The sequence below is a fragment of the Pseudomonas sp. TE3911 genome (assembly GCF_054062775.1).
In genome coordinates this window covers 5264317-5283668 of record NZ_JBSSFP010000001.1, presented here as the reverse complement: position 1 = coordinate 5283668, position 19352 = coordinate 5264317, and the positions used below count along the sequence as shown (strand labels likewise).

Here is a 19352-nt window from a genome sequence, read left to right as displayed (position 1 = left end):
CCATGTTCGACAGAATCCTGGCTTTATTCGTGCTGGCACTGGTATTAGGCGTGCCCCTGGGACTGATCTTCCTGGTCACCGGGCAGTTCCTGATGGACTTTGTGTTTTTCTACCCGCTGTTCATGTCGGCGCTGTGGATCTCCGGCGGCTTGTACTTCTGGCTGCACTGGGAGCGCCACTGGCCCTGGGAAGAAGACACCCCGGCGCCGACCCTGGCCGGCAACCCGCTGATCTCGATCATCATCCCTTGCTACAACGAGGGTGATAACGCCGCCGACACCATTCATGCGGCCCTCGGTCAGATGTACCCGAACATCGAAGTGATCGCGGTCAACGACGGTTCCAAAGACAACACCGCCGCAGTGCTCGACGCCCTGGCGCTGGAGCATCCACGCCTGCGGGTGCTGCACCTGGCGCAGAACCAGGGCAAGGCCGTGGCCTTGCGCATGGGCGCCGTGGCGGCGCGCAGTGAATACCTGGTGTGCATCGACGGTGATGCATTGCTCGATAAAAACGCGGCGGCTTATATGGTCGCGCCGATGCTCGACAACCCGCGCCTGGGTGCCGTGACCGGCAACCCTCGTATCCGCACACGCTCGACCTTGATCGGCCGCGTGCAGGTGGGTGAGTTCTCGTCGATCATTGGCTTGATCAAGCGCACGCAACGAGTGTTTGGTCGGATCTTCACCGTGTCGGGTGTGGTGGTGGCGTTTCGTAAAAAGGCGCTGGACCGCATCGACTACTGGTCCACCGACATGATCACCGAGGACATCGACGTCAGTTGGAAGCTGCAACTCGACCACTGGAGCATCTTCTACGAGCCCCGCGCGCTGTGCTGGATTCTGATGCCCGAAACCGTCGGCGGCCTGTGGAAACAACGGCTGCGCTGGGCCCAGGGTGGCGCCGAAGTACTGTTCAAAAACATCCGTGGCATCTGGCAATGGCGTCACCGCTACCTGTGGCCGCTGTTGTTCGAATACTGCCTGTCCACCGGTTGGGCGTTCACCTTCATGCTGTCGGTCATCTTTTGGGGCGTGGGCAAATTCACGCCGCTGCCCCAGGCGATCGCGGTGGACTCACTGATGCCGCCCGCGTTTACCGGCCTGGTGTTGGCGATGGTATGCCTGCTGCAATTTGCCGTGAGCATCCTGATCGACCGCCGCTACGAGAAAGACCTGTGGAAAACCCTGTTCTGGACCGTGTGGTACCCGATGGTGTTCTGGCTGGTCAGTCTGTTCACCACCCTGGTCAGTTTCCCCAAGGTGCTGTTCAACCAGCACCAGAAGCGCGCGCGCTGGGTCAGCCCGGACCGTGGCATCAAACCTGTTGAAGAGGAGGCGTGATCATGAAACTGGTCAGAACTCGCCAAAGTACCGTCATGTGGATCATCGACGTGGTGTTGACCCTGATGGCCTGGGCCGGATTGGTTTGGCTGCTGGCGCGAGGGATTACCTCGATGCTGGATACCCACGGCGGCCCGCGCATTGACGCGCCGATTTTTGCGGCGCTCAACACCTTGCAGATTTACCTCTGGATCGCGTTGTTCAACGCCGTGATCCTGGTCAGTTGGGCACGCTACCAGCAGCGCAAGGGGCGCAAGTTCGCCCAGCGTCGCGCCCAGGCCAAGGCCCTCAGCGACAAGAGCCTGAGCGAAAGCTTCAGCCTGGCAGAAGGCGACTTGGAGCAACTGCGCCGGCCAGGCGTGCTGGTGATTCATAACGACGAAGAGGGCGGCGTGTCGGAAGTGAAATCCCATGTCTCTCGTGACGTGGAGAAACCGGGGTTGACCCTGGTACCTGGCGCTGTCCAGAACAAAGACGCCAGCTAGTGCGCTAAACAACGCCTAAAGGCCGACCCATAACTCTGAAGTGAGCGGGCTTGCCCCGCGCTGGGCTGCGAAGCCGCCCCAAAACCTGCCTCCGCCGTTTTACTGAGTAAACGCGCCGGTCTTAATGGGGCTGCTTCGCAGCCCGGCGCGGGACAAGCCCGCTCACCACAGAGTCGTGTGGCAGCCTTTAATATTTGCGTCTATATCCATGCCCCGGTAGCGGTGGGTCAGTTACAGATTTATTAGCTGACGCTCCCTCATCGGCGGCTGTTTCATCCTGCCAATAGTGATTATTGCGATCCAGTTCCCAGGCCCACCCCGCGAACTTTTCTGCATTTCCCATTACTAATTTACTGCGCAATAACTTGGCGGCCAACTAGTGGCAGCTTCTAAGTTCTCCGACGAATCGATATCAAAACAGCTGCCGCCTGTCGGATTAATAGATTCGGTCTCAGGTCGCCAAACTTTTTGATAATTATTTATTGTTATCAATTAATGTGTTGGGGCTTCAAGTAGCGCGAATGTCCAACTAGCTCGGATTCTTTGGTTGGTCAAAGTTTGATGTTAGTTTCCCTGCCCTTGAAATAGGGGTCAGACCACGGTTACATTAATAGTGGTCTGATCCCTGTGGTTTTCCCATTGCCCTGCTAGTTGACAGGGAACCACGAATTTATCAAATAAATCAGGAAGTCACGGTGATGATCCAATGGCCTCGCTTGCTTAGATTCAAACAGGATGATGTCCTTGATATACCCGAGGGCTCCCGTTCACTCATTGATGAGGGTGTCTACAGCATTTCAGACACTCAATACTGTCTGGCCGATGTGATTAATGAGAACGGACAGGACACGCTGAGGGTGCTCTCGTTTTACTGGGCTGCCAGTCAGGGTGCGTTTCGGCGAGCCTGTTTCAGAGAAGTTGAAAGTGATGATATGGCTCTCGGTTATCCACCAGAAGTGCTAATACCTGAGCGGTCAGGGGCGACCTATAGTCAAATAAAACAAGCATTAACGGCGATGGGTGACGTCATGGAGCATGCTTCTTATCGAATAATGTCTGATGGCGCCTTTATTCATAAAAGCTTGGAGAGCGCGTCAGTGGTGTATCATTTTCGGTCGCTAGACTCGCTGGATGATGAGTTGCCTTATGCAATTGTATGGAAGTGTCGTCGTACTTAGCGTCTCTGCATAAAGTTGAAAGGAGACAGCGTATTTACATAGCAAGGAGTGGCCATGAGAAAAAATGAACCCTGGTGGGTAGCCGTTTATCTGCCTTGCGCCTCGGCGTTAGCGCTAGTGTCTATGTGTGCATTTTTTCAGATAGCGGGTTATTGGCTGAGTGGTGGTGAGGATATTATTAGCCTCTTGGAGGCGCATGTATTTTTCTATCTGCAAATGGCCGTGGCTGGATTTGCTTTAGGTTTCGTGCTTTGGTTTTTTAATGTCCGTTAGTGTTCCTGTAATAGAAGAGACCTCTTGGTTAGGGTGTAACTCTGATCGGTGAGCTATTAAGTGAAACTACTTTTTTAATTTAAACTAGTGTGTCGCTATAATGTGCAGGACGACTGGCCTCGACAACCCGGATAATCGGCGCGCTGAGTTATTTTCTCTCTTCAAGGATGATCAATGAATCCCCGTATTCCGACACCACTGGCGCGCACGTTGAGTATCGGCTGTCGAGTCGCGCAGGGGTTGTGCCTGCTGGTAATGGCCGTCAGTGCCACTGCGTTCATGCTGGTCTGGGTCTACTTCGATAGGCGTGCGTCAATGTTGGGCTCGGCGGCGGCCGGTGTTTTGTGGTGCGCCATCGGGCTGTTGTTCGCGTTTGTGTTTGAGCAGCCTCGCACGCCGCGGGCAACGCTGCGATTTATGGTCAGTCGGATTGCTGGGGTGGTGGTGCTCGCAGCAGCGGCCGCCTATTTGGTCGGCACGCTTTGGATTGAGCCTGAGCGCGCATTGCTGGACGCTAATACCATCATGATCCAGCCCGGCAATCTGGCCCAGGTGCTCAGCCTCGCGGACCGTTTTGATGGCGGTAAATCCTGTGGCTGACAATCAACAAACAAGGACATTTCAGGTGCTGTACAGAGCTTTTATCCTCCTTTGCCTGACGGCGCTCGCGGGCTGCCAGGGCCTGCCTTACCGGGGTGCGGAAGATCAGGCGCGGATCCGGGCCGACCTGGCGCTGGAGGCGACGCCCGCTGAGTTCACAAGGTTGCGCTGGGCTTATACGAACTACGGCGTTCAGGAGGGCGGCCAGACAAAGGATGCAATCGCCGTGGTGCAACCTGGGCTGGTGACGCTGGTGGGGTATGAGAGTGGGCGTTATGTTCGCCAGGCCAGTTTTCCCGCTGCCGTTGTGGACTGTGCCTACATCTTCGAAAGCCAGACCAGTGATCGGCCGATCTGGCTGTTGCAGAAAGACCGCATCGTGTTTCTGACTGTCAGCGACTTTCGTGGCAACGGCGATGTGCTCAAGCGCACACAACTGGTCAAGGCGCTGGCCGCCAGCGGTTTCAGTCTGCACAGTGATGCTCAGGGACCTGCCTACCGACCGACGGGGAAGTCGGAACGCCTGTTGGTGCTGAACTCAATCGTCGGCAAGCATATGGAAGAGGTCGCCGAGAACCGGGCCTACAACGTGTGCCGTGGGCAATGATGGGATGGGCGGCACCACGGCCGCCTGATTTAACTCAGGCCGGGTTGGCATTGAGCCTGGACTGATCGCATCCAACCGATCAAAGCCGTTGCGCAGCAGAATCGCCAGCAGGTGAGCGGTTCACTCAATTATCGCCAAACCCGGTTGCCATTTGGACGACGGCCGGACGATAAGCCCCCGCCCAGCGGAATCCCGCTCCCCGCTAACACCGCCGCATTGTGATCGACTACACAACTTTCCGACACAATCCTGAACCTTTTCGTACATTTGAAGGTCTTTACCGCGCCCACCCGCACGCGGTCGGGCTGCATGGACTGCAGCGTTTTCAAAAACATTAAGGATTGATGTGAGCCTTTTTCCCCCTATTCCCTTCTTCGCCACTGCCTTGTGCGGTGCGAATGGCTGCGCGCGCGTATTAAGCAAACGCGCCGAGGGCATGCCTCTGGATCCGTTGATCCCTCACTCGATACACCTACTGCCGCCGGGCCTGTTGGCGGCTTTGACCTGTAGTTCATGGAGTTTGAAATGAAGCGTAAGCAGTTCCAGAAAAGCCTGTTGGCAATCATGGTCGGCGCCATCAGCACGCAAGTGCTCGCGGTGGAAGTGGACCTTGGCGCGGGCAAGACCCAGTTTGTCAGCGAGACCTACAACGAGTCGCTGATCCTCACCGGGCAAACCACCCAAGTGACCACACCGACCAGTGCGCCCCCAGCCGGGCTGGGTGTCGCCGATACCCATATCCAGGGTTCGTTGATCAACCGCGCTGACATCACGCTGAATGCCGACGGCTACACCGTGCGGGGCTTTGCTCTGGACCCGATGTACTGGACTGGCCCGCCCAACCTCAACCCGGGCTCTGTCACCGGTGACGTGGTGCAGGCCGGCAACATCCTGATGAACAACGGTGGCGACGAAGGCCTGGAAATCGGCAAGACCAACATTGGCGGCAGCGTGATCAACTCCGGCACGATCATTTCGACGGCACCGTCGGCGCCTGCACCGCCGCCGTTCTATATCGGTGGGGGCGAGGGCATTTACCTGCACGGCACCACCATCGGCGGCGATGTGTCCAACACTGGTCTGATCGACATGGCCGGCGAAGGCGCGATCGGCATCGTGCTGGATCGCGACAACTTCACCCCCACCACCATCGGCGGCAAGATCCTCAACTCCGGCACTATCAAGGCCACGGGTGAAGGCGCTTGGGGCATCGAAGTGGAAACGGATACCAGCCCGCTGCGTATCGAAAACAGCGGTTTGATTTCTGCCAACGGCAATGACGCCAAAGGCATATTTTTTTATAACGGCACCATCGATTACATCCTCAACACCGGCACGCTTGAGGCCAAGGGCACCAATGCCAATGCCTTTGAGTTCCTGGAGGCCACCTTCGCCCAGAACAGCGCGAGTGGTTCGCGCGGCATCGTCAACCGTGGCACGGTCATCGCCGATGGCACGGCGATTCTGGTCGGCCCCGATCAAACGTCATCGTTCGAGATCAACCAGCAAGCCGGCGAAATCCGCAGCAACGCCGGCACGGCCATCGATGCGCGCAACCTGGCAACCCTGAACTGGACCGGTGGCGACATCATTGGCGATGTACTCAACCTGAGCGCGGTGAATATCGACGGCCAGGCGGGGTTCACCGGCAACCGCATCATCGCACCGGTGTCGGTCAACTCAGGGTCGCTGAACCTGTCGGCGCCCGGCACCGCCATCACCGGCAACCTCAACGTCGCCAGCGGCGCGGGCATCGATATGCACCTGTCCGACAGCGTCGTGCCGACCACGCCGTACCTGACCGTCAACGGTGCCGCCAATTTCGCCCAGGCGTCGAAGCTGACTGTGAGCGCTAACCCCGGCGACTTCGCCAGCACCAACGACGGCACGCAATACACCCTGTTGCAAGCCACCAGCGTGCAAGACAACGGCCTGTCCGTGGGCAGCTCTTCTGCGTTGCTGAATGTGCTCAGCTACTCGTCCGATGCGCAGACGGTCAAGGCCGTGGTGGCGGTCAAGGCTGACCAGCAAGTTGAGACAGACCTCTCTGGCGTGGGCGCGAGCCGTGCGTCGGCAACGGCGGTCAATACCTTCAAGAACGGTGTCCTGAGCCGTCTCAGCGCAGACGATGCAGTCTTCCAGGCGCTGGCCAACGCCGGCACCGCCGACCAACTGGCACGGGTTGGTGACCAGCTCGCGCCGGACGTCAACCGTGGCGCGCTGGACATCGCCTTGTCCGGGCAGACCGTGGTCAACGGCGCGATCTTCAACCGCCTCACCGAGCAGCGTGAAGCCAAAAAAGCCGGCGGTGTGTGGGTGCAGGGCCTAAGCAGCAACATGGATCAGGACGGTCGCGGCGGCAACAACGGCTACTCGGCCAACAGCAGCGGCATGGCGGTGGGTGTGGACAGTCGTGTGAGCGACACCACGACCCTGGGCGTGGCTTACAGCTACCTCAATTCGAATATCCATTCGGACCTGGGCAACAAGACCGACGTCGAGGGGCACGCACTGTCGCTGTATGGCAACTGGTCGCTGCAAGACTGGTTTGTCGATGGCAGCCTCAGCTACGGCCACAACGAAAACGACAGCAAGCGCCACATCGCCGGTACCACGGCCAAGGGCAGCTACGACAGCAATGTGTTGTCGGCCAGTGTGATCGGTGGCTATAGCTTCAAGCCGTCGCAAGCGGTGGTGGTCGAGCCACGGGTGGCTGCGCGTTATTCCAACGTGCGCATGGATGGCTACGACGAGAAAGGCTCCTCGGCCGCACTGAGCACGCGTTCGCAGCGTTATGAAGTGGGTGAGTTGGGCGCCGGTGTGCGTCTGGCGGGCAACCTGCCGATGGGCGCTGGCAGCCTGCAACCGGAAGCGACCTTGATGGCCTATCACGACCTGATGGGTGATCGCGTGGCGCAAACCTCCAGCTTCGTGGCTGGTGGTTCAGCGTTTACCGTGACCGGTGCGTCGGTAGCGCGTGACAGCTATGAGGCCAGTGTTGGCGTTAACTATCAGGTGTCGGACTTCAGCGTGGGCGCCAGCTATACGCGCCAGGCGCGCAGTGGTTTTGATGCTGACGGCGTAATGCTCAAAGCACGCTACGCGTTCTAAGCAACCGTCGGGCCGTAACACTGATTTGTGGTGAGGCTGTTCACCACAGATCAGCCCTGCTTGGGTTGTGATCAGAGCAACTTGCGCTGCACGGGTTAGCAGGTTGCAACACCGATCTGTGGTGAGCGGGCTTGCCCCGCGCTGGGCTGCGAAGCGGCCCCAAGGCCAGACAATGCGTTCTTTCTGAAAGGACGCGGTGTTTGTACTAGGGGCTGCTTCGCAGCCCAGCGCGGGGCAAGCCCGCTCACCACAAAAAAGCCCCTGTTCACCAGAAAAAAGCTTCTGTTCATCACATAACAAGTCCCACTGGGCCTGCTTCAGTGGTGTGAGGTCAGAGCAACTTGCGCTGCACGGGTTAGCAGGTTGCAACACCGATCTGTGGTGAGCGGGCTTGCCCCGCGCTGGGCTGCGCAGCGGCCCCAAGGCCAGACAATGCGTTCTGTCTGAAAGGACGCAGTGTTTGTACCAGGGGCTGCTTCGCAGCCCAGCGCGGGGCAAGCTCGCTCACCACAAAAAAGCTTCTGTTCATCACATAACAAGTCCCACTGTGCCTGCCTCAGTGGTGTGAGGTCAGAGCAACTTGCGCTGCACCGGTTAGCAGGCTGTAACACCGATCTGTGGTGAGCGGGCTTGCCCCGCGCTGGGCTGCGAAGCGGCCCCAAGGCCAGACAATGCGTTCTGTCTGAAAAGGTGCAGTGTTTGTACCAGGGGCTGCTTCGCAGCCCAGCGCGGGGCAAGCCCGCTCACCACAAAAATGCCCCAGCTCACTACAAAAAAGCCCCTGTTCACCACAAAAAAGCTTCTGTTCATCACATAACTAGTCCCACTGGGCCTGTTTCAGTGTGGTGAGGTTAGAGGAACTTGCGCTGCACCGGTTAGCAGGCTGCAACACCGATCTGTGGTGAGCGGGCTTGCCCCGCGCTGGGCTGCGAAGCGGCCCCAAGGCCAGACAATGCGTTCTGTCTGAAAAGGTGCAGTGTTTGTACCAGGGGCTGCTTCGCAGCCCAGCGCGGGGCAAGCCCGCTCACCACAAAAATGCCCCAGCTCACTACAAAAAAGCCCCTGTTCACCACAAAAAAGCTTCTGTTCATCACATAACAAGCCCCACTGGGCCTGCTTCAGTGGGGTGAGGTCAGAGCAACTTGCGCTGTACCGCCTCATCCAGCGTACTGCGCGTCAGCGCTTCCACGACTTCGCGTGTATCGGCCTGGAATGGGATGCCTACGATCAGCACCAGATGCATCCAGGTGCGCACCGATTCGCTCTTTTTGACCCGACCCAGTTCCTTGCCATCCTTGTCTTTGAACACCGTCTCCAAGGTGAAAATATTCTTCGCCGTGGACGGAATGATGAAGAACGTAAAGCCAGTGATGAACGCCGACACCGGGCTGTACTCTTCGTTGTTATGCAGCGTGGCATCCACGTAGATATCCGAGTCGACCTTGTCGGTGCTCACCCGCGTAAAACGGTTGGACTCGCGAAAGGAATCGGCCACGGCCTTTTCCCACAGCACCACCGGGGCGCCGACCGCAGCGTTGCCCGGGCCGCCGTTGACGTGGTTTTGCGCTGTGGTGTGTACGTACGCCGTGGGTTTTTGCGCCGGGGTGTTAGCGGTTGGCGGCCAGGGTTGCACGGCTGGCAGTTCGTGCTGTGAATACGACACGCAACCGGTCAACAACACGGCGGCCAGTATCAGGCTGTGTTTCATCAATCCTTTCATGCTTCGCTCCTTGAAATTATGGCTTGGCCAAGTTGGCAGTGGCGGTATCGAGCAGTTGCCCGACCAGTTTGGTCAGCTGTTGGCCGCCCATCGAAGGTGCCCAATATTGGCCGCTGTAAAGCCCGACGTTATGTTCGAATTTGATCGAATCCTTGGCCTTGGCCAGCTCTTTACCGTTGCGGTCGACGATCATCAGGTCGCCGGCCACCTCGAAGTTGTCGACGTAGATCGGGCCGTTGACCCAGATCCAGATGGTCAGCGTCAGCAGCGCGCCGGGTACGTACGCCGGGTGCGGGCTGCGATGGCCTTTGAGAGAAGTCATGTTGAATTTGAGCGTTACGTCTTGCTCTCCCAGGCGTACCGGATACTCGGTGACCTGGTTGAAGTAACCCGCAGTGCGCACGTACTGACTGATCTGGGCCGTCAGGGAGCTGCTGATGGCAGCCTTGTTGGCCTCGTTAACGTCGGCAGCACTCACCGCCACATCAGCGATTTGCGCGCTGCGTGGACTGCTGACAGCTACCGGGTGGAGCGGGGCGGCGATAGGGCCGGTGACGGTGTAGGAAACGCAGCCGGTCATCGACAGCGTCGCGATCAGGGCCGTAGCCCGAAGGAAAACTTTAAACACGCAATATCCCTATTAATAAACAAACACAAAACAGTGTCTCGACAGGATGTTACACAACTTGAGGAATGTGCGGCGGCGCACGCAGGCGACCAAAAGCACTTGAGAAGCCCTCTCAACCCCGTAAAATGCCGCGATTGTTTAAAGCACGATACTTTTCAGGGAAGAAGTCATACATGCGCGTGTTCGCCATTTTCATTGCTGCCTGCCTGATGGCGGGCTGCGCCTCCAAGCCGGAGTACTACATCTCCCCGGCGCCGGTCACCATTCCCAAGAAAGCCACTTACTGGCTCGACACGTTTGATGTCGAGGTCGTGGGCAAGAACGAGCGTTTTTTGCCGGATGACAAGGTTCGCCAACAACTCGGCGTCGATCTGGTCGACCGTCTGCTCAGCGCCAAGCGTTATGCGCCGAGCAAAGAAAAGGCCGATTACCTGCTGGATGTCAGCATTGTCTATACGCGCCATATCCCGGACTCAAAAGGCGGCCTCTCGACGTTGATCGTTGATGACAACACCATTCTGGCCGCTGTCGATTTCAGCTATCAGGTCAAGGTCAAGAAGGGCGCTGGCGAGGTGCTGCATTTTGCCAAGACGCGTAACAACCTTGTGCCTGCTGGCGTAATGGGCGAGGCGCAAAAATGGAGAACCATGGGCGGCATTATCACCAACTCCGGTAACTCCAGCGTCGAGCGTTTTTATACCGGCGTTTTGAGTCGCGACATCGTCGATGACCTGCGCGCCATTCCTTCTCGCTAACGCTATCTACCCCCGATTTATCACCTCAGGAGCACTACGTGAAAGCACTCTCCAAAATCCTGCTGTCAGGCCTCACCGCCGCAGCGCTGCTGACCGTGGCCGGTTGCGCCACCGAAAGCAACCGAGCCCTGCCGGTGGAGCAAGTCGCCAGTGCAAACGTCGCCTATTCCGGCGTGCGCGTGCCGATTGCTGTAGGTAAGTTCGACAACCGCTCCAGCTACATGCGCGGCATCTTCTCCGATGGCGTCGACCGCCTCGGCGGCCAGGCCAAGACCATCCTTATCACTCACCTGCAGCAAACCAATCGCTTCAGCGTGCTGGACCGCGACAACATGGGCGAAATCTCCCAGGAAGCTGCGATCAAAGGCACCGCGCAGAAGCTCAAGGGCGCTGACTATGTTGTAACGGGCGACGTGACCGAGTTCGGTCGTAAAGAAACCGGCGACCGCCAGTTGTTCGGCATCCTCGGCCGTGGCAAGACCCAAGTGGCTTACGCCAAAGTCGCGTTGAATATCGTCAACATCAACACGTCCGAAGTGGTGTATTCCACCCAGGGCGCCGGTGAATACGCGCTGTCCAACCGTGAAGTGGTCGGCTTCGGCGGCACCGCCAGCTACGACTCCACCCTCAATGGCAAGGTTCTGGACCTGGCCATGCGCGAAGCGATCAACCGCCTCGTCGACGGCATCAACGCCGGCGCCTGGAACCCGCGCAACTGATCAGCAACACCTCAAGGAGCAGTACACGGATGAGCAAGGCAGTGAAGTTGGCGCTGATGCTGACAGCAATCGCGGCGGTCGCCGGGTGCCACACGGCGCCCCAACCCCTGTATCAATGGGAAAGCTACCAGCCGCAGGTTTACGAGTACTTCAAGGGCGAGCCCAAGGAAGCGCAGGTCGAGGCACTGGAGCGCGATCTGCAAAAGATCAACGCCAGTGGTCGCAAGGCACCGCCGGGTTACCACGCGCACCTGGGCATGCTGTACCTGAGCATGGGCAAGGATGACCAGATGGTGCAGGAGTTCCGCACCGAGAAGGCACTGTTCCCCGAGTCCGCTGCTTACATGGACTTTCTGCTGAAAAACGCCAAGACCGGAGTGGCCACCAAATGAGCCTGTTGAAACTCACTGGCGCCCTGCTGGCCTTGGCTTTGCTCGGCGGTTGCGCGACGCCAAAGACCGTGGATTACACGGCGTATAAACAGGCTCGGCCGAAATCGATCCTGGTGCTGCCACCGATCAACGAATCGCCGGAAGTGCAGGCTTCGTACAGCTTGGTCTCGCAAGTGACCTACCCGCTGGCCGAAGCTGGTTACTACGTGTTGCCGATCGCTTTGGTGGACGAAACCTTCCGCCAGAACGGCCTGACCACCGCCAACGATATCCAAGGCCTGGCGCCGACCAAGCTGCATGACATCTTCGGCGCGGACGCGGCGCTGTACATCACCGTCAGCGAGTACGGCACCAAGTACATGCTGATCACCAGCGACACTGCTGTGACCGCCTCGGCCAAACTGGTGGACCTGCGCACCGGCACCACCCTGTGGACCGGCACCGCGCGTGCGTCCAGCGAGGAAGGCAACAACAACGGTGGCGGCCTGGTGGGCATGTTGATTACGGCAGCGGTCAAGCAGGTGATCAACAGCTCCACCGATGCGGCGCATCCGATTGCCGGCATTACCAGTGCGCGATTGCTGTCGCCGGGTCAACGCGCCGGCATCCTGTACGGCCCGCGTAACCCGAAGTACGGCACGGACTGACCTCGATTCTGAACGCGCCTCAGATCAATGTGGGAGGGGGCTTGCCCCCGATGGCTTAGTGTCAATCACTGCATCGGGTGACTGACCCATCCCCATCGGGGACAAGCCCCCTCCCACACTTGAACTGCAGTGTTTTCTGAATCAGGTTTAACCCGAACCACCCGCACCTTGCGTCTGACCTTGTGAACGGATTATTCACTCACGAGGCTCAGCCCATGTCCTACCCCCTGCTCTTCCTGCGTCCTGCTGCCCAAGGCTTTGCGGTTACCGTGCTGGTAGCGCTGGCCGGGTGTGGGCTATCGTCTCCGCCTGAGCTGGCCCAACCGGCCGCCCCCGTCGCCGAGCTGCAAAGCGCGCCGGCCCAAGGCGCGTTGGTCAAACGCATGGCAATGCCCGCCCCAATGCGCATGCAGGAATCAGCAGCGATGGACTATCGCAGCGAACCCCGCGAGCAATACGCCAACCTGCCGGACAACCCGGTGCACCGCGTGGCCGAAACGCCGGTGTCCACCTTCAGTGTCGATGTCGACACGGGCAGCTACGCCAACGTACGACGCTTCCTCAACCAAGGCAGCCTGCCGCCCGAAGGCGCTGTGCGATTGGAGGAAATGGTCAACTACTTTCCCTACAGCTACGCACTCCCCACCGACGGCTCACCGTTTGGCGTGACCACCGAAGTTGCCGCCACCCCATGGAACCCGCGCACCCAACTGCTGCGCATCGGCATCAAGGCGTCCGACCGTGCAGTGGCGGAGCTCGCACCGGCCAACCTGGTGTTTCTGGTGGACGTGTCCGGCTCCATGGATCGCCGCGAAGGGTTGCCGCTGGTGCAAAGCACACTGAAATTGCTGGTGGACCAGTTGCGTGATCAGGACCGAGTTTCATTGGTGGTGTATGCCGGTGAATCCCGCGTGGTGCTCAAGCCAACATCGGGGCGCGACAAGGCCAAGATCCGCAATGCCATTGATCAACTCACCGCCGGCGGTTCCACGGCAGGCGCATCCGGCATCGAACTGGCCTACCAGATGGCCCGCGAAGGCTTTATCGACAAGGGCATCAACCGCATCCTGCTGGCCACTGACGGTGACTTCAACGTGGGCATCAGCGACTTCGACAGCCTCAAGCAGATGGCCGCCGAGCAGCGAAAAAGCGGTGTCTCACTGACCACCCTCGGCTTCGGAGTGGATAACTACAACGAACACCTGATGGAGCAACTGGCCGATGCGGGCGACGGCAACTACGCCTACATCGACACCCTGCGCGAAGCCCGCAAGGTGCTGGTGGACCAACTCAGTTCAACCCTGGCAGTGGTTGCGCGGGATGTGAAATTGCAGGTGGAATTCAACCCGGCCCAAGTCAGCGAATATCGCCTGCTGGGTTATGAAAACCGCGCCTTGAAGCGTGAGGATTTCAACAACGATAAGGTAGACGCCGGCGAGATCGGCGCAGGACATACCGTGACAGCGCTGTACGAAATTGTGCCGAAGGGCGAGAAGGGCTGGTTGGAGCCTTTGCGTTATGCCAGCGCGCCTGCGGCGGAAGGTAAGTCCAATGAACTCGCGATGGTGCGCGTGCGCTACAAGCCTGCGGCGGGCGGTGATAGCCGCTTGATCGAACGGCCCATCAGCAACGAAACCACTAAGGCCAGCGACGACCTGCGTTTCACGGCGGCGGTGGCCGCCTTCGCCCAACAGCTCAAGGGCGATGGCCGCTACACTGGCAACATGAGCTTGAAGGACACCGCCGCACTCGCCCGCTCGGCGCGAGGCGATGACCCGTTCGGCCTGAGAAATGAATTCGTGCAACTGGTGGAATTGGCCCAAAGCCTAAAACCCTGATCTTAACCACGACACGGATCAAATGTGGGAGGGGGCTTGCCTCCGATGGCGGTAGATCAATCAGTACATTTTTGACTGACCCACTGCTATCGGGGGCAAGCCCCCTCCCACACTTGAACAGCGTTAACTTTACAAAAGGAGTTTGCCCCCTACATGGCTGTTCCCGATGATCCACCCAGCGACGAATCCCTGCTGGCCCGCTACCGCACCGGCGAGGCCGCCGCGTTCGAAGTCTTGTACGCGCGCCACCGCCAGGGCCTCTACCGCTTCCTCGTGTCCCTGAGCAACAAGGCCGAGCTGGCCGAGGAAATCTACCAGGAGACCTGGCTCAGCCTGATCCGCAGCAGCACCCAGCCACAAGGTCGGGCGAGCTTTCGTACATGGCTGTTCCAGATCGCCCGCAACCGCCTGATCGATTACTGGCGCAAGCACGGCATCCATAACCCGTTGCACGACAGCTACGACGAGCAACTGCACGCCCAGCCCGACGACAGCGCCGGTCCTGAGCAACAGCTAAGCCTGAGCCGCGACCAAGCGCGCCTCGACGCCGCCCTGCAAGCCTTGCCCGAAGACCAGCGCGAAGTCTTCCTGCTACGCCTGCACGGCGATTTGGACGTGCCGCAAATCGCCGCGCTCACCCACGCGCCGCTGGAAACCGTAAAAAGCCGCTTGCGCTACGCCCAGCAGAAATTGCGTCGTCTGCTGGCCGAGGAGGTACCTGTATGACTGACTCCCGACACACCCCTGACGACGAGCTGCTCCAGCACCTTCGTCAACACAGCCCCGGCGAACCGCCCGCGTCCCTCGACGCCTTCATCCTCAACACCGCCCGCCGCGAAGCCCCGGCGCCGCAACCGAGCTTGTGGCAACGCTGGCTGCACGCCTGCCAACGCCCGCGCTGGCAAATGGCATTCGCCACCGTGGCCGGCTTGGCGCTGATGATCGGCGTGGTCATGCGCTCACCGGTGCCGCAAGCCGAGATATCCACAGCGACCTTCTCCGCCTTGCACGAAGAAGCCGCCCGCCCTGCGCCGCAAGCGTTGTCCGCCCCTGCACCGATGGCTCGCATCGCCGCCGCGCCCAAGGTTGAAAGTGCACCGGTTCAGGCTGAGATCGCCGGAGCGCTGGCAGATCAGTCCGCGGCAAAGCTGAGCAAGCGCGCGCCGCTCGCGCTGCCGTCATTGGAGGAGGAGTTGCAGGCGATTGTGCGCTTGCGTGAAGCGGGTGAAAGCAAAGCCGCGGATGAAAAACTGCTGGCGCTGCACGCGCGCTTCCCCGAGGAAAACCTGCCGGCACGGCTGGAGGCGTTGTACAAGCGTTGACCCACAAAAAAGCCCCAGATCTTTCGACCTGGGGCTTTTTATCTGTATCTGGTGCCCCGGCGTCGTTTGAACTGGACAGTGAGGGCCCTGTATTCATTGGGTGTGTTTGGTGGCGCGTCGGTTAGGCATACACGTGGGCATACACGGCGCTTCCTTCTGGCCACTTTTTTCGTGGTATCCCCGTAGGGTAAAGCAACACCAAATGGTTACTGATGTGGTGCTTTCCAGCTGAGTAGTTACTTCTTCGTTCGACCTTCTGCCGCCAGTGAGGCGAGCGCAAGGGTGATGAATCCTGCATTTTCATCCAGGGTATCCAGTGCCCCTCGAATATTCTGTGCCACTTCCGTAGATCCTCTTTGCTCAACCCAGTTTGACAGCTCCTCGATAGCTGCCCCCAACGCCAGTTGGTTATCATTCATGCGCTTGAGTAATGACGCAAGCAAAGGGGTGTCTTCCATGATGTTCTCCTACCGTGTTGTCAGGTAGCCAATCTACCTCGAGCCAGTGGCATTGCATATCAGCTGTCCTCACCCCTGGTGATTAGAAATCATGCCGACCATCTTGATTCACTAGAGGCCAACAATGTGGTGTAGGACCAATGTGGAAAGACAGCAGAGCGCACACACCCAGCCCCCTCCAAAACTGGTGTAACGGGTGTTACGAGTGTAACGCCCGTCACCAAACGCCCGGTTTCATTGGCTTTCACGCCTGTTACACAGTTGAGCGGCATCGCGTACATCGGATGTAACGCTGCCCGTGCGTGTAACGCTAACGTCAGCATCCAAGTGTCGTGGGCAGGCGCTTTGCGCTCCAGCCCACCAAGCTAGTTTCGCTTGCTCCGCCTCTCGATGACAGGAAATCACGCTGGGGACCCTGAGAGGTTTCGCGTTACACGGGGCATGAAACCCGCGGGACCGCGTTAGCGGCAGCCGCGCCAGCTTACTGAAATTTCAATGTTGAAATTGAAAGGATCTTGAAGAAAACAGGGCATCGTTACCGTATTGGTAATGGTATTCGCAGAGGGGCCAAACGGTAGGGCAAATGCACAGGTGAACTGGAGTTCACCGGGTTCACCTGTTCACTAAGCTGGGTGACTTTCCGCTAACACGATCCTGCGGGTTTGATGCCCCGTGTCCCTCGAATGCCGCCAGGGTCCCCGGCGGCTTTCGGCGCACCATTTTGTCGCGCCGCGCTGGAGGGGGTGTAGATGATGGGGCTCGGGGGCTAGCCTCAAAAGTCGTGTTACGGATGTTACGCTTGTTACGATACATCTTAAATTATTGATTTATATTATATTTTTATCTGTTGCATGTTTCCATTCTTTTACCATGGAGGCGTGTTACGTGTTCATTCAGTGTTACGTCTCATAGGGTTTCACTGGCTTGTGGTGCCCTTCAGAGCGTCCTACGTGCGGCATAGCGCAGCCTCCGATTTGGTGCCCTTCGGGTCTTCATAAAAAATGAACATCTCAGGCGTCGAGAAGAGAGGCCATTAAGTCTGTGAGGGTAGGAGAGTGGCGTTCAGTCCTATGCCAGCGGCCACAGATTTGTATGAGGGTGGCATGCAGGAAAAACACGAGCTGGGGGTGATGGGATCGTTGACAAGGCGTAATATGCTCCTTTATTTAAGGCAGCCTCCAATGCAGACACAATCGAAGAAGAAACTGCATGGCCAGTATTACACTGAGTCTGCCTACAGCAGCCTACTCGTCAATCGCTTGCAAGAAGATAGCGTCAGCGTCGCGCTTGAGCTTGGGGTGGGCGGAGGTGCGCTTTTATCAGCAGTGAGCGGGCGCTGGCCCGATGCGCGCTGCGTATCCGTTGACATCGATCCTCTGCATGGGCGAGAGGGCTCGGCTAGAACAGGACAGCACATCCATTATTGTGCGGACGCCCTGACGTTGGAATTGGATAATGTCATCGGTTTAACGAGCGGAATTGCTGACATCGCAGTCTGCAATCCCCCATTTATCGCAGCTGACTGGAATACGTCGTATTCTGTACTTCTAAATCGAGCGGGTTTCAAGGTGCCTACCAAGGCTTTGAGAGTCGGGGCGGACTTGTTGTTTCTTGCTCAGAACCTCTGGCTTCTTAAAGACAGCGGGCAGTTGGGGATTATTATTCCGGCTGGAATAATTTCTGGCGATAAAAATAGAGCTGTGAGAGAAATTTTACTCGCGAACCATTGTGTCAGTGAGGTCATAGAGCTACCGTCCAGTGCGTTCAAAAATACTGAAGTAAAAACGTTCATTTTAAATCTTAAAAAAAACAAAACTACCAGTAACGCTGTCAAGCTTTATCGCTGCGATACGGATGGTACGATTGAACCATTTATTGAAATCTCGTTGGAAGATGCCGTCAATCGGATGGACTTTAGTTACTACGAATGGAAGGGGAGCTTTCCCGCTTTTAATCCTAATGCTGGAAGAGTTTTAGAGGTCTTTCGTGGTGGAGTAACAACAAGTCAGGCGCGCAAGGAAGGTATAGAAATATTCCATACTACTGATTTAAAAAAACAATCGGCGGCTGGGCGGATTCTTTTTCCCGAGAATTTCATTGACGCGACATGTAACTCTGACAAAGTAATCGCGCAGGTGGGAGATATTTTAATCCCTCGTGTTGGAAGAAATATAGAAAATGGAGTCCATATCGTGGAGGGTGGAAAGGCGATAATAAGTGATTGCTTATATGTAATCAGAAGCCCAGGGCGTACTCCTGAAGACCTTTATGAGGCGCTAACTTCAACTCAGGGTATAGCATGGATTAAAGCTCATGCCCATGGAGCATGTGCTCGCTTTTTAACAAAGACAGCTCTTAGGCAGTTTCCTCTTTAAATTGAGGCATTAGACATGGACGCGTCACAATCAGACACCATAAAGCTTAAAGAAATCATCCGGAAGCTTTGTACTACTAAAATTCGTAATCCATTGACGATGGAGCGAGTCAGGACGTGGCTTAAACAGTTTAAATCTCCCGAAGAGCAAACGCTTGCTCTCTTGATTTTAAAGAATCTTATCTACCGGACCACTGATCAGATAGAATCGTGCCTTAGACAAGCCCTTAAAGAAGCTGTACTCCATTTCGAGCCTCCCTCGCACGATGAGGTTGGCTACGACTGGCGCCGGATACTCACAAATGTCAGGCCGTTGAGGAGTGGGAGATTCTTTTTTCTTGCGCCGCCTATTGGGCCTGCCTCATCGCCTGGTAAAAGCGGCGAGCTGATAGCTCGACTGCTGCACTCTAAGTTTGGGGTCGAACGTTCTTATCTCACATACTGTGAAGATCGCAAGATACCTGAGGATGAATATCTTCTGGTAGTTGATGATGGCTCATTTACCGGATCTCAAATCTCTGACATTTTTACAATAAGTGGTCAGTTGATGCGATCGCATTCCCGAGGTGCTGTGATTCTTTCCATAGTTCATGAGGATGCAATTGAAAAACTGAATACGGACTTTCCGGATGTAAGAGTTTTCTATGGAGAGCTTCTTACTGAAAGGGATAACTTTAAGAACGTATGTGAGAACTGGATAGGCGATGGTAATTGGCCCTACCCGGATGTTCATCCCTATGATTTATATATAAGTGTTGCACATAGGGCCGGAGTAGGCAGCAATGCTGAAGGCTTTGGCAAGCTGGGACTGTTAGTAGTGTATGAACACGGAATACCGGACAATACGCTTAACCTGCTATGGGAACGCTCTAGCAGCTGGGAACCTCTGTTTGAGAGATAAC

At 57.3% G+C, this 19352-nt stretch carries 19 protein-coding genes; 16 read left to right on the top strand and 3 right to left on the bottom strand.

Going from position 1 to position 19352, the window contains the following annotated elements; genetic code table 11:
• Positions 1-2 precede the first annotated feature (2 nt).
• The 7 genes from pgaC to ACVWXD_RS23870 all read left to right on the top strand — a co-directional run bounded on the left by pgaC (position 3) and on the right by ACVWXD_RS23870 (position 7597).
• Positions 3-1343: a poly-beta-1,6-N-acetyl-D-glucosamine synthase gene (gene pgaC / locus ACVWXD_RS23900; RefSeq protein ID WP_032884842.1), complete on the top strand. Its 1341-nt coding sequence runs from the start codon at positions 3-5 to the stop codon at positions 1341-1343.
• A gap of 2 nt (positions 1344-1345) precedes the next feature.
• Positions 1346-1828 (top strand): poly-beta-1,6-N-acetyl-D-glucosamine biosynthesis protein PgaD, encoded by a 483-nt coding sequence (pgaD, locus tag ACVWXD_RS23895; RefSeq protein WP_032884843.1) that lies wholly within the window; start codon positions 1346-1348, stop codon positions 1826-1828.
• 698 nt (positions 1829-2526) lie between these two features.
• The gene (locus ACVWXD_RS23890; RefSeq protein WP_457371403.1) at positions 2527-3006 is read left to right on the top strand and encodes a hypothetical protein; all 480 of its coding nucleotides are present in this window, start codon (positions 2527-2529) and stop codon (positions 3004-3006) included.
• A gap of 54 nt (positions 3007-3060) precedes the next feature.
• Entirely contained in the window at positions 3061-3279 is a 219-nt protein-coding gene (locus ACVWXD_RS23885) for a hypothetical protein (RefSeq protein WP_032884847.1), read from the top strand.
• Between the two features lie 174 nt (positions 3280-3453).
• Positions 3454-3879 carry a hypothetical protein gene (locus tag ACVWXD_RS23880; protein WP_122753750.1) on the top strand — a complete coding sequence of 142 codons (426 nt, stop codon included), beginning with the start codon at positions 3454-3456 and terminating at the stop codon, positions 3877-3879.
• Positions 3880-3904: 25 nt separating this feature from the next.
• Positions 3905-4486, top strand: coding sequence for a hypothetical protein (locus tag ACVWXD_RS23875; protein ID WP_095186323.1), 582 nt, complete (start codon positions 3905-3907; stop codon positions 4484-4486).
• Between the two features lie 525 nt (positions 4487-5011).
• Entirely contained in the window at positions 5012-7597 is a 2586-nt protein-coding gene (locus ACVWXD_RS23870; RefSeq protein WP_032884849.1) for an autotransporter family protein, read from the top strand.
• 1132 nt (positions 7598-8729) lie between these two features.
• On the opposite strand, the gene ACVWXD_RS23865 is transcribed toward ACVWXD_RS23870, so the two are convergent.
• Entirely contained in the window at positions 8730-9317 is a 588-nt protein-coding gene (locus ACVWXD_RS23865) for a hypothetical protein (protein WP_457371402.1), read from the bottom strand.
• A gap of 16 nt (positions 9318-9333) precedes the next feature.
• Positions 9334-9945, bottom strand: coding sequence for a hypothetical protein (locus ACVWXD_RS23860; protein WP_457371401.1), 612 nt, complete (start codon positions 9943-9945; stop codon positions 9334-9336).
• A 173-nt stretch (positions 9946-10118) separates the two neighbouring features.
• Here ACVWXD_RS23860 and ACVWXD_RS23855 point away from each other — a divergent pair, with 173 nt between their 5' ends.
• The 7 genes from ACVWXD_RS23855 (at position 10119) to ACVWXD_RS23825 (ending at position 15618) form a co-directional block, all read left to right on the top strand.
• The gene (locus tag ACVWXD_RS23855; RefSeq protein ID WP_457371400.1) at positions 10119-10700 is read left to right on the top strand and encodes a hypothetical protein; all 582 of its coding nucleotides are present in this window, start codon (positions 10119-10121) and stop codon (positions 10698-10700) included.
• A gap of 38 nt (positions 10701-10738) precedes the next feature.
• Complete coding sequence (locus ACVWXD_RS23850) at positions 10739-11419, top strand: CsgG/HfaB family protein (RefSeq protein WP_032884854.1); 681 nt, start codon at positions 10739-10741, stop codon at positions 11417-11419.
• A 29-nt stretch (positions 11420-11448) separates the two neighbouring features.
• Positions 11449-11811, top strand: a complete 363-nt coding sequence (locus ACVWXD_RS23845) for a DUF4810 domain-containing protein (RefSeq protein WP_032884856.1) — start codon at positions 11449-11451, stop codon at positions 11809-11811.
• Complete coding sequence (locus tag ACVWXD_RS23840) at positions 11808-12458, top strand: DUF799 domain-containing protein (protein WP_032884857.1); 651 nt, start codon at positions 11808-11810, stop codon at positions 12456-12458. Before ACVWXD_RS23845 ends, ACVWXD_RS23840 begins: the two co-directional genes overlap by 4 nt.
• A gap of 215 nt (positions 12459-12673) precedes the next feature.
• Entirely contained in the window at positions 12674-14296 is a 1623-nt protein-coding gene (locus ACVWXD_RS23835) for a vWA domain-containing protein (protein ID WP_457371399.1), read from the top strand.
• A 153-nt stretch (positions 14297-14449) separates the two neighbouring features.
• Positions 14450-15022 carry an RNA polymerase sigma factor gene (locus ACVWXD_RS23830; protein ID WP_032884859.1) on the top strand — a complete coding sequence of 191 codons (573 nt, stop codon included), beginning with the start codon at positions 14450-14452 and terminating at the stop codon, positions 15020-15022.
• Entirely contained in the window at positions 15019-15618 is a 600-nt protein-coding gene (locus ACVWXD_RS23825) for a hypothetical protein (RefSeq protein ID WP_457371398.1), read from the top strand. The genes ACVWXD_RS23830 and ACVWXD_RS23825 overlap by 4 nt, the downstream gene beginning before the upstream one ends.
• A 236-nt stretch (positions 15619-15854) precedes the next feature.
• Here ACVWXD_RS23825 and ACVWXD_RS23820 read toward each other — a convergent pair whose 3' ends face one another.
• Positions 15855-16076, bottom strand: coding sequence for a hypothetical protein (locus ACVWXD_RS23820; RefSeq protein ID WP_457371397.1), 222 nt, complete (start codon positions 16074-16076; stop codon positions 15855-15857).
• Positions 16077-17179: 1103 nt separating this feature from the next.
• Here ACVWXD_RS23820 and ACVWXD_RS23815 point away from each other — a divergent pair.
• Positions 17180-18451 carry an N-6 DNA methylase gene (locus ACVWXD_RS23815; protein WP_457371396.1) on the top strand — a complete coding sequence of 424 codons (1272 nt, stop codon included), beginning with the start codon at positions 17180-17182 and terminating at the stop codon, positions 18449-18451.
• Positions 18452-18466: 15 nt separating this feature from the next.
• Positions 18467-19351, top strand: coding sequence for a phosphoribosyltransferase-like protein (locus tag ACVWXD_RS23810; RefSeq protein ID WP_457371395.1), 885 nt, complete (start codon positions 18467-18469; stop codon positions 19349-19351).
• Position 19352: the final 1 nt, after the last annotated feature.